Here is an 11,161-nt window from a genome sequence, read left to right as displayed (position 1 = left end):
AAGTGGATTTTTTGTATTATATGAAACCGAGATGATTTAAAAAATAAACTATTTATATTAATAAACATAAAAAAGCCTCGCAATGCGAGGCTTTCCTATTGATAAATGAAATTCTATTATTTAACTTCTTCGAAGTCTACGTCTTCAACACCATCATTTTTTGCTTGACCTTGATCAGCTCCTGGTTGCGCTTGTGCACCACCTTCTTGACCTTCGTTCATTGCAGCATAAATTTCTTGTGAAGCAGCATTCCAAGCTGTATTTAATTTTTCCATAGAAGCATCAATTGCAGCAACGTCTTGAGCAGCGTGAGCAGATTTAACCTCAGCTAAAGCTTCTTCAATTGGTTGTTTTTTGTCAGCAGGAATTTTATCTCCGTACTCAGTCAATTGTTTTTCCGTTTGGAAAATTAACGCGTCAGCAGCATTTACTTTTTCAATTTTGTTTTTTGCTTCTTCGTCTTTTGCAGCATTTTCTTGTGCTTCTTTTTTCATTCTTTCAATATCAGCATCAGATAATCCAGATGAAGCTTCAATTTTGATTGATTGCTCTTTTCCTGTTCCTTTATCTTTTGCAGATACACTTAAGATACCATTCGCATCAATATCAAATGTTACTTCGATTTGAGGAACACCTCTTTGTGCTGGTGGAATATCTACTAAGTCAAAACGTCCGATTTCTTTGTTATCGTTGAATAATGGACGCTCTCCTTGACCAATTCTTAATGTTACTGCTGGTTGATTGTCAACTGCAGTTGAGAAAACTTCAGATTTTTTAGTTGGAATTGTTGTATTCGCTTCAATTAATTTTGTGAATACTCCTCCTAAAGTTTCGATACCTAAAGATAATGGTGTAACGTCTAATAATAATACGTCTTTTACATCACCTGTTAAAACACCTCCTTGGATAGCTGCACCAATTGCAACAACCTCGTCTGGGTTAACTCCTTTAGATGGTTTTTTACCGAAGAATTTTTCTACTTCTTCTTGGATTTTTGGCATACGTGTAGATCCACCAACTAAGATAACTTCGTCGATATCGTTGATTGATAAACCTGCATCAGATAACGCTTTTTTACAAGGCTCCATAGAACGACGTACTAAATCTTCTGTTAACTGATCAAATTTAGAACGAGTTAAAGTTTCTACTAAGTGTTTTGGTCCTGTTTCGTTAGCTGTAACGTATGGTAAATTAATTTCTGTTTGAGCAGAAGAAGATAATTCGATTTTAGCTTTTTCAGCAGCTTCACGTAAACGTTGTAAAGCCATTGCGTCTTTTTTCAAATCTACACCTTCTTTCGCTTGGAATTCAGAAGCTAACCAATTGATGATTGCATCATCAAAATCATCACCTCCTAAGTGTGTATCACCGTTTGTAGATAACACTTCGAATACACCGTCACCTAATTCTAGGATAGATACGTCAAAAGTACCACCACCTAAATCGTAAACAACGATTTTTTTATCTGAGTTTGCTTTGTCTAATCCGTAAGCTAATGCAGCAGCAGTAGGCTCGTTGATAATACGTTCTACTTTAAGACCTGCAATTTCACCAGCTTCTTTAGTTGCTTGACGTTGAGCATCGTTAAAATAAGCTGGTACAGTAATTACCGCTCTTGATACTTCTTGTCCTAAATAATCTTCAGCAGTTTTTTTCATTTTTTGTAAAATCATTGCTGAGATTTCTTGTGGAGTATAGTTACGTCCATCAATATCAACTGCTGGCGTATCATTGTTTCCTTTTACAACTGAATAAGGAACACGACCGATTTCATCTGCATCATTATTAAATTTAGTTCCCATGAAACGTTTAATAGAATAAATCGTTTTCTTTGGGTTTGTTACAGCTTGACGTTTTGCTGAATCACCAACTTTAATTTCTCCTCCTTCTACGAATGCTACGATAGATGGAGTAGTTCTTTTACCTTCTGCATTTGGAATTACAACTGGCTCGCTACCTTCCATTACAGAAACACAAGAGTTCGTTGTACCTAAGTCGATTCCGATTATTTTGCTCATATTGTTTAGTTATTTTTTATATTATTAATGATTTATTTTAAACTTTTACACATCATCAAAAATGATGCTACACCAGAATAGTCAATCTTTGTGCCAACATAAAAAAAATGACATCCAATAGATTTTAGATGTCAGGTTGTCAGATTATGATTAATGATTTGATTATTTATCGATAAAAAAGTCAGTTTATTGGTTGATAAAATGTCAGCGTTAAGTTATATACTTAAACTCAAACTTTATCTCAGTCTTAGTCTCAATCTCAATATTACCCAATCTTACTTCCGTTTTCAACTTTTCGTTCGGGATTCAAGAGAATAACATCATTATTATTTCCATAAACGCCCATCACGAGACATTCGCTCATAAAAGTGGCAATTTGTTTTTTCGGAAAGTTAACCACAGCCATTATTTGTTTTCCAATCAATTCTTCTTTGTTATAAAGCGATGTAATTTGTGCCGAACTTTTCTTGATTCCTAACGGACCAAAATCAATTTCTAACTGATAAGCAGGATTTCTTGCTTTCGGAAAATTATTTGCACTGATAATTGTCCCAATTCTCATATCAACTTTCTCGAAATCTTGCCAAGAAATTGTTTCAGTATTATTTTCAGGTTTTGGTTCTTCTTTTAGTTTATTCTCTTTATCGTAAATCGTTTGCAGAATTTTTTCTAAATCAGTTTTTTCATTCGCATATTTCGTTTTCATGTTATCTGGCATTCGGTTATAATACGTCAACGCTTTTTCGCCAAATTGTTTGATGTAAAAATTAGTCAATGGAGGAACGTTTGGAAATTGTTTATGAAAAATCATTTCTGTATACGCTTGCCATTCGCGTTCTTCTCGCAATTCAATTTGATTTTCGCCCGAACGCTGAAAAACATGTACCATTTCGTGCATCAAAACATTGGAAAGTAATACTAAATCAAAATCAAGAATATTACGCGGAACACGAATTGTAATTCCTGTTTTTTCTTCACCTTCTGCAGTCAATAAAAAACCTTTTGGATCGATTTCTTCTCGAAACGTAAAACCTGTAAAAGCATTATGTTTTAATTTCAATTCATCTAAAATTTCGTACAATGCTTCAACGATTAAGTGATTATTTTTTAAATAATTTATTCTTTCCTTAAATTTTTCTGTAATCATAGCTTTTTGGCTTATTTATCAAATATATAATCTTATTTTTGATATGTTTTAAAAATGACTATGAAGAAATTAGTACTATTACTTGGCTTGATCTCGATAACAACAAATGCACAAGTACTTAATAACAAACAAGAGTTTACGCGACAAGATTCGCTTCGCGGAACGAATAATGAATTCCGAAATTGGTGGGATGTTAAAAAATATAAAGTAAGTGTAGAACCAGATTATCAGTCAAAATCGATAAAAGGAAAAACGACAATTACGTTTGATAAAATTGCTCCTCAACAATCAGATTTATTGCAGATAGATTTACAAGATCCGATGATGGTTTCGGCTGTAAAATTGAATGGAAAGAAAATTTCTGATTTCAAACGTGATGGAAATGTTTATTTTATTAATGTCGGAAAAAATATCAAGAATACGTCGAATCAATTAGAATTAGAATACAATGGAAATCCTCGTGTTGCGGTGAGAGCACCTTGGGATGGTGGTTGGATTTTTGCGAAAGATGAAAAAGGTCGCGATTGGATGTCTGTTGCCGTGCAAGGTTTGGGTGCAAGTGCTTGGTTTCCGAACAAAGATTATTTAGGCGATGAACCAGATAATGGAATGGAATTGGAAATTATCACACCAAAAAATTTGGTAGGAGTTGGTAATGGACGATTAGTTTCTAAAAAAGAGAAAAATGGTAAAACAACTTCTACATGGAAAGTTGTTAATCCAATCAATAATTATAATATCATTCCTTATATCGGACATTATGTCAATTTCAAAGATACTTTCGAAGGCGAAAAAGGTAAATTGGATTTAGATTATTATGTGTTAGATTATAATATAGATAAAGCAAAATCGCAGTTTGAACAAGCAAAATTGATGTTGAAAAGTTTTGAATATTGGTTTGGACCTTATCCATTTTACGAAGATTCTTTCAAGATTGTAGAAGCTCCGCATTTGGGAATGGAACATCAATCTGGAATTGCGTACGGAAATAAATTCGAGAATGGTTATTTAGGTCGTGATTTATCAGGTTCTGGCTGGGGATTGAAATGGGATTTTATCATCGTTCATGAAGCTGGTCACGAATGGTTTGGGAATAATATTACCGAAAAGGATGTGGCAGATATGTGGATTCACGAAGCTTTTACGGCTTATTCGGAAACTTTGTTCACAGAAACTTATTATGGAAAAGAAGCTGCAAGCGAATATGTGCGTGGAACGAGAAAGGCAATCCAAAATGATATTCCAATTATCGGCGTGTATGGCGTAAACCAAGAGGGTAGTGGCGATATGTACTATAAAGGTGCAAATATGATTCACACGTTGAGAACTTGGATGAATAATGATGAAAAATTCAGACAAATGTTGCGTGGATTAAACAAAGAATTTTATCATCAAACTGTAACTACAGAGGAAATTGAAAATTATATTGCGAAGTTTTCTGGTTTAAATTTGAACGCTTTTTTCAATCAATATTTAAGAACAGTTAAAGTACCTACTTTAGAACTTAAACAAAATGGAAATAAAGTTGAATATAGATATACGAATGTGGTGGATGGATTTACGATGGCTTTGCGATTGAAAGATTCTGATATAACAATCAATCCTACGACTAATTGGCAAACAATTAATAATTCAACGATTACAAAAGCGATTGATGTAACAATTAATCCAAATTATTATATCGATTCACATATTATTTATTAAAACTAAATGAGATATTGAAACAAGTTCAATATGACAAGGAAAGTCAATCTGAACTTGTTTTCAGGTTCTCATCCAAAATGATTTATAAAATATTCCAAACAAATATCATCGGTTATTGAATGATGAAATTATAAATTTGTGACATGAAAAAATATATTGCATACGCAATCTTATCAGGATTATTATTAACAGCAGGTTGGCCATCGCATGGTTTTCCATTGTTATTATTTATAGGATTTGTACCCTTGATGTTAGCAGAACATCAAATCACGCAACGCGCAGAATTTAAGAAAAAAGGACGTAAAATTTTCGGACTTTCGTTTTTAGCTTTCTTTATTTGGAATGCGATTGTAATTTGGTGGTTGCATTATGCACAAGAAACGGACGCGAATGGAGATTTGTACAATTCGTGGAGCGCTTATTTGATTCCCGTTGTGGCGAATTCGTTGTTTATGTCAATTGTTTTTCAGTTGTATCATTTTGTCAAAACAAAAGCTGGTAATTTATATGGATTGGTTTTTCTTCCTGCGATTTGGATGAGTTTCGATAAACTAACCTTGAATTGGGAGTTGACTTGGCCTTGGTTTAATCTTGGAAATGGTTTTGCAAAATATTACGAATGGGTGCAATGGTACGAATACACAGGAACTTTTGGAGGTGCACTTTGGATTTGGTTAGTTAATATTACGGTATTCTATTATTTGACGGCTTATATTAATAAGAAAGAAATGAGATATCTAAATAAATTAGGTATTTACGCTGGATTATTAATTGCTGTGCCAATTGGTATTTCTTATATTATTTATGCGAATTACGAAGAAAAGGGAAAAGCACTTGATGTGTTAGTTCTTCAGCCAGATCTTGATCCATACAACGAAAAGTATATGAAAGATGGTTTGCAGATTTATGAAGAATTGAAACAATTGGCACTGAAAAATATTAAACCAAAAACTCAATTTGTTGTTGCACCAGAAACAGCCGTACCTGGATCATCTGCTTTGATTTTTGATAATATGTATGATGATTTAATTATACAAGACATTCAGCAATGGACAAAAACCAAAAAAGATTTACATTTTGTAACAGGAGCATCTATCATGCGAATTTATCCAATGCAATCTTTAGCATCGGAAACGGCATCTGTTATGAGAGATGGAATTACGTGGTACGACGCTTATAACTCAGCTTTGCAGATAAGTGGAAACGATTCGATAGAAGTTTATCACAAGAGTAAATTAGTACCTGGAGTAGAAATTTTTCCATATCGAAACATTTTAATGCCAATTATTGGAGAATTTATGCTTAACTTTGGCGGCACAACAAAAACGTTGGGGATTCAACCTCATCGTTCTGTTTTCAAGAATAAAACAAACAACGCTACTGTTGCTCCGGTTATATGTTACGAATCTATTTACGGGGACTATACAACAGAATATGTGAGAGAAGGCGCAAATGTTATATTCACAATGACCAACGATTCTTGGTGGGGCTCTACCGATGGTCATCGTCAATTACTATTATATGGTAATTTGAGAGCTATTGAAAATAGACGCGCTATCGTTAGATCTGCAAATTCAGGTATTTCGGCTTTCGTTAATCAGCGAGGAGATATAATGAAGTCTTTACCATATGGAGAGCAGGGTGCCTTAAATGGTACAATTTTAATGAATAGTGAATTAACGTTTTATACAAAATATGGCGATGTAATCGCGAGAATAGCGCTGTTGGTAATGGGAATTATCTTGGCTTATACTCTTGCGCAGAAGTTGTTATATAAACAAAATAAGAAAAAAATATAAAATTAATAACCTAAAGAGTTGTATAAGTAATATATAATTTGTTACTTTGCACTCCGTTTAAAATAGGACAATACAAAATAAGATGTCAAAAATTTGTCAAATTACAGGTAAGAAGAGATTAGTGGGAAACAATGTTTCTCATGCTAATAATAAAACAAAACGCACTTTTGAAGTGAATTTGTTCAAAAAGAGATTTTTTATGCCAGAAACTGGTGAGTGGATTACATTAAGAGTTTCTGCACACGGTTTAAAAACAATCAACAAATTAGGAGTTGATGAGGCTGTTAAACGTGCACGTAAAGAAGGTTTAATCAAATAATTTAAGACACCATGGCAAAAAAAGGAAACAGAGTACAGGTTATTTTAGAATGTACAGAGCATAAAGAAAGTGGTATGCCAGGAATGTCTCGTTATATCACAACTAAAAACAAAAAAAATACTCCAGATCGTATTGAGTTGAAAAAATACAACGCAGTATTGAAAAAGTATACAATTCACAAGGAGATTAAATAATAAAATTTTAGACGATGGCAAAGAAAACGGTAGCAACCCTACAAACTGGGTCTAAAAAAATGACCAAAGTTATCAAAATGGTAAAATCTCCAAAATCTGGAGCTTACGTATTTGTTGAAAAAGTAGTTAACGCTGATGAAGCAGATTCTTTCTTCACGAAATAATCAAATCATCTCCTTAACAAAAAATATTTAAGGTTAATTGAGCTGCCTCGTTTTCAGGGCGGCTTTTTTATTTCCTTATATTTTATGTATCTTCGTACAAAATTTTAAGAAATTTAGCTTATTAATGAGTTGGTTCAAAAAGATATTAGGTAAAGAAAGCAAAGAAAAATTAGATGAAGGATTAGAAAAATCTAAAACTTCTCTATTCGATAAAATCAGTCGCGCTGTAGTAGGTAAATCTAAAGTAGACGATGAGGTTTTAGATGATTTAGAAGAAGTATTGATTTCTTCTGATGTCGGTGTTGAAACAACGATCAAAATTATTCGTCGAATAGAAGAACGTGTAGAACGTGATAAATATGTTTCGACTTCTGAGTTAGATTTAATTCTTCGCGAAGAAATTGCAGGCTTACTTTCCGAAAATAATATAGAAGATACAAACGGTTTTTCGATTCCGAAGAAAGATGTACCATACGTTATTATGGTGGTCGGAGTAAATGGAGTTGGTAAAACAACTACGATTGGTAAATTGGCTTCTCAGTTCAAATCACAAGGACTTAAAGTGGTTCTGGGAGCAGCTGATACGTTTCGTGCGGCGGCTGTAGATCAATTAGTAATTTGGTCGGAGCGTGCAGGTGTACCAATTGTAAAACAAGCAATGGGTTCTGATCCTGCTTCGGTTGCATTTGATACCATTCAGTCGGCAGTTGCGCAAAATGCAGATGTTGTTTTGATTGATACTGCAGGACGTTTGCACAACAAAATTAACTTGATGAACGAGTTGACAAAAATAAAACGTGTGATGCAAAAGGTAATTCCAGATGCGCCTCACGAAGTTTTATTAGTGTTAGATGGTTCTACAGGTCAAAATGCTTTTGAGCAAGCAAAACAATTTACACAAGCAACAGAAGTTTCTTCTTTAGCGGTTACAAAATTAGATGGAACAGCAAAAGGAGGAGTGGTAATTGGAATTTCAGATCAATTTAAGATTCCAGTTAAATACATTGGTGTTGGTGAAGGAATCAATGACTTGCAAGTTTTCAATAAAATGGAGTTTGTCGATTCTTTCTTCAAACGAAATAATTAAGAAATTTAATTCCTATAAAAATATAAATCCTTCAAGTTTTTCTTGAAGGATTTTTTTATGATATAGTTTTAATAAATCACCTTAATATATTCTTTATAAAACTTTTTGCTTTTGTTTTCTTTTTTCGAAATTGTTTTTAGAAACTCGTTTAAATATTCTCTAAAAGGAGAATCTTTCGCTAAAGCATCTTGTTTTTTACTTGTCAAAACTTGAACGGTTCCGTACATTTCTTCATCATTTTCTACGCTCGATGCAATCAAAGTAAAGGTTTCATTGGCTTCATTAATGATATTTTTATTCGACCAAACTAACAACGGTTGATTTTTTTCGTTGTACAAAACATTGTCCCATTTTCCTAACCAATCATATAGCATTTTTTTTGCAACCAAAGGCGTTTGAAAACTTTCGACACGATATTCTGTCAACGAACGTTCAGCTTGTTCTTGCGCATATAATAAATTGAAACTTGTAAAAAGTGCGATAAAAAGAAATAATTTTTTCAAACTCAAAAATCTTGTTTAGCGTAAAGTTATCAAAAATAATTGCAATTCTTATGTAACTTATTTGTTCTTCATGCGTCATTTAAATATACACTAACTCTTAATAGAAGAATTAACCATGAAGAAATTTTTTGTACTTGCTGTTACATTGTCAGGAATTTTTGCTTTTGGACAAGACGAAAAGCAAGATTCAACGGACTATAATCCAATTGAAATAAAAGAAGTTTTAGTTCAATCGCAACGCAAAAAAATGTTTGCGGACAAAGCAGTTTATACGTTTGATAAAGAAGCGTTGGAAAAAGCGCGCTACGCAAAAGATTTGTTGAATACGTTACCTGAATTACAAGTTGATCCAATTTCGAATACAATACAGAGTACAAAAGGTGGAACGACTTTGTTGTTGATTAATGGAATTGAGGCAACAGATAATCAAATTCGTGCCGTGAAACCGCAAGATGTGGTGCGTGTAGAGTATTTTGATATTCCGCCAGCGCGTTATGCAAATCGTGCAGATCAGATAGTGAATTTGATTACACGAAATCCAGAAAATGGTTATGTGTACGGAGCTGATCTCACTTCGGCGTTTACAACAGGTTTTATAAATGGTTCTGCATATGCGAATTTTACGAAAGGAAAAAATAACTTTGGATTGGAGTATAACATCTATCTAAGAGATTATAAAGATCGTACTTCGATGAATATTTATGATTATAACTTAAATAATATTCATTATAGAACAGAAAATCAGCGCAACGAATATTTTGGGTATACGGATCAAACAATTGCATTACGATACACCAATTCGGATTCGGATAAATATGCTTTTCAAGCAAAGTTGGATATGAATATCAGTTCGAGTTTTGCTTATGCAAATGGAACAAGTTTGTTCTACCAAAATAGTTTATTAGAGAATCATTCAACCTACAAACATTCTAATTCTAATTATTCAAAACCAACATTAGATCTTTATTATTCGAGAAAATTAGGAAAGAAAGATGAGTTAAGTTTAAATGTTGTAGGATCAATGTATACAACCAAATCGATTGACGAAACGCGCGAATGGGAAACAATTTCTGGTGCAGAACAATATAATTATTTGACAAATTTAGAAGCCGATCAAAAAGGAATTGTAGGAGAAATAGCGCATACTCATAGTTTCGAGAAAGGAAAATTAAATTCTGGGTATCGAATTTCAAATAATTCAATTGATAATAAATTAGAAAACTTAAATGGTCCTTCGAATAATAAAGTAAATTATTTAGAACAATATATCTATTCTGAATATTCTGGAAAAGCGAAAAAGTTATCGTATCGTTTGGGTGTTGGATTAACGAATGTTCATAATAAGAATGAAGATACAAACACAGATACGTGGACGTTTACGCCAAAATTAGTATTGGGTTATGAATTAGCGAAGAATCAAACTTTACGTTTTTCGAGTTCGTATAAACCAACAAGTCCTTGGAATTCGGCATTGAGTAAAAACGTGATTCAGGTTGTGGAAAATATTACACAAGAAGGAAATCCGTATTTAACCATTCAGAAATCGTTTGGAAATAATTTGATTTATTCCTTCAATTCAAAATATTTTGATTTAAATACAAACGCATTTTATTATTATACAAAAGATCCGATCAATCAATTGTATTTGCAAAATATCATCAATGGAAATGTAGAAGGGTATAAATTAACGTACGAAAATGCTCAAAATTCGCAACGTTACGGTGTTCAAATTACAGGTTCTATCAAACCTTTTGGAACGGATATTTTAACGGTAAAAGTGAATGTAGCACCAGCAACAGAGCGTTTTAAAACGAAAGATGGTAGAATTTTGAAGAATGATTATATCGGAAATTATTTTGCATTATCATCTGTTTACAAAAACTTTCGTGTAGATTATCAATTTAATATTCCGTATTATACGCTGGGCGGAGCATTGTTGTACACACAAGAAAACATGAACCATGCTTTTGCGAGTTATAAATACAATAATTGGACTTTTTCTACTGGAATGTATTGGATCGGCATGCCGTCGACTTACAAGCAAAAAACGATGGACAAACAATATGTAGATTATTCTCGTGTTGGGAAAATTTGGGATAATAAATCGATGTTTGTTGTTGGTTTGAGCTTTGATTTTGCTACAGGTAAGAAAACAAATATCAACCGAAAATTAGAAAATGAAACTGCAGGAGCTGCAACGTTTTAATAAATAAACAAAAAGAGAAT

Annotated in this window: 10 protein-coding genes; 7 read left to right on the top strand and 3 right to left on the bottom strand. The window is 33.0% G+C overall.

Annotation, left to right across the window (positions count from 1 at the left end; translation table 11 throughout):
• Positions 1-116 precede the first annotated feature (116 nt).
• Positions 117-2,018 carry a molecular chaperone DnaK gene (gene dnaK, locus B2X73_RS05400; protein ID WP_219034149.1) on the bottom strand — a complete coding sequence of 634 codons (1,902 nt, stop codon included), beginning with the start codon at positions 2,016-2,018 and terminating at the stop codon, positions 117-119.
• Positions 2,019-2,283: 265 nt separating this feature from the next.
• On the bottom strand, positions 2,284-2,610 hold the full coding sequence (locus tag B2X73_RS05395) for a tRNA-binding protein (protein WP_286483038.1): 327 nt from the start codon (positions 2,608-2,610) through the stop codon (positions 2,284-2,286).
• Between the two features lie 615 nt (positions 2,611-3,225).
• On the opposite strand from B2X73_RS05395, the gene B2X73_RS05390 reads away from it, so the two are divergent.
• The 6 genes from B2X73_RS05390 (at position 3,226) to ftsY (ending at position 8,432) form a co-directional block, all read left to right on the top strand.
• Entirely contained in the window at positions 3,226-4,869 is a 1,644-nt protein-coding gene (locus B2X73_RS05390) for a M1 family metallopeptidase (RefSeq protein ID WP_291095938.1), read from the top strand.
• 143 nt (positions 4,870-5,012) lie between these two features.
• Positions 5,013-6,668: an apolipoprotein N-acyltransferase gene (lnt, locus tag B2X73_RS05385; RefSeq protein ID WP_291095937.1), complete on the top strand. Its 1,656-nt coding sequence runs from the start codon at positions 5,013-5,015 to the stop codon at positions 6,666-6,668.
• 82 nt (positions 6,669-6,750) lie between these two features.
• On the top strand, positions 6,751-6,987 hold the full coding sequence (gene rpmB, locus B2X73_RS05380; RefSeq protein ID WP_038337064.1) for a 50S ribosomal protein L28: 237 nt from the start codon (positions 6,751-6,753) through the stop codon (positions 6,985-6,987).
• A gap of 11 nt (positions 6,988-6,998) precedes the next feature.
• Entirely contained in the window at positions 6,999-7,181 is a 183-nt protein-coding gene (gene rpmG, locus B2X73_RS05375) for a 50S ribosomal protein L33 (RefSeq protein ID WP_038337065.1), read from the top strand.
• A 14-nt stretch (positions 7,182-7,195) separates the two neighbouring features.
• Complete coding sequence (locus B2X73_RS05370) at positions 7,196-7,345, top strand: DUF4295 domain-containing protein (protein ID WP_084106961.1); 150 nt, start codon at positions 7,196-7,198, stop codon at positions 7,343-7,345.
• 124 nt (positions 7,346-7,469) lie between these two features.
• Positions 7,470-8,432, top strand: coding sequence for a signal recognition particle-docking protein FtsY (gene ftsY, locus B2X73_RS05365; RefSeq protein WP_291095936.1), 963 nt, complete (start codon positions 7,470-7,472; stop codon positions 8,430-8,432).
• A 68-nt stretch (positions 8,433-8,500) separates the two neighbouring features.
• Here ftsY and B2X73_RS05360 read toward each other — a convergent pair whose 3' ends face one another.
• Positions 8,501-8,935 (bottom strand): hypothetical protein, encoded by a 435-nt coding sequence (locus B2X73_RS05360; protein WP_291095935.1) that lies wholly within the window; start codon positions 8,933-8,935, stop codon positions 8,501-8,503.
• A 115-nt stretch (positions 8,936-9,050) separates the two neighbouring features.
• Between B2X73_RS05360 and B2X73_RS05355 the strand changes: the two genes are divergently transcribed.
• Positions 9,051-11,141, top strand: a complete 2,091-nt coding sequence (locus B2X73_RS05355) for an outer membrane beta-barrel protein (protein WP_291095934.1) — start codon at positions 9,051-9,053, stop codon at positions 11,139-11,141.
• Positions 11,142-11,161: the final 20 nt, after the last annotated feature.

Origin of the sequence: Empedobacter sp. UBA7252, assembly GCF_002472765.1 — a bacterium.
In the GTDB taxonomy this organism is placed as follows: Bacteria; Bacteroidota; Bacteroidia; order Flavobacteriales; family Weeksellaceae; genus Empedobacter; species Empedobacter falsenii_B.
This window is presented reverse-complemented; position numbering and strand designations above follow the sequence as displayed.

Coding starts and splice junctions, on each gene's coding strand:
- rpmB (WP_038337064.1), top strand. CDS start 6,751: ATGTCAAAAATTTGTCAAATTACAGGTAAGAAGAGATTAGTGGGAAAC.
- ftsY (WP_291095936.1), top strand. CDS start 7,470: ATGAGTTGGTTCAAAAAGATATTAGGTAAAGAAAGCAAAGAAAAATTA.
- B2X73_RS05370 (WP_084106961.1), top strand. CDS start 7,196: ATGGCAAAGAAAACGGTAGCAACCCTACAAACTGGGTCTAAAAAAATG.
- B2X73_RS05355 (WP_291095934.1), top strand. CDS start 9,051: ATGAAGAAATTTTTTGTACTTGCTGTTACATTGTCAGGAATTTTTGCT.
- lnt (WP_291095937.1), top strand. CDS start 5,013: ATGAAAAAATATATTGCATACGCAATCTTATCAGGATTATTATTAACA.
- rpmG (WP_038337065.1), top strand. CDS start 6,999: ATGGCAAAAAAAGGAAACAGAGTACAGGTTATTTTAGAATGTACAGAG.
- dnaK (WP_219034149.1), bottom strand. CDS start 2,018: ATGAGCAAAATAATCGGAATCGACTTAGGTACAACGAACTCTTGTGTT.
- B2X73_RS05390 (WP_291095938.1), top strand. CDS start 3,226: ATGAAGAAATTAGTACTATTACTTGGCTTGATCTCGATAACAACAAAT.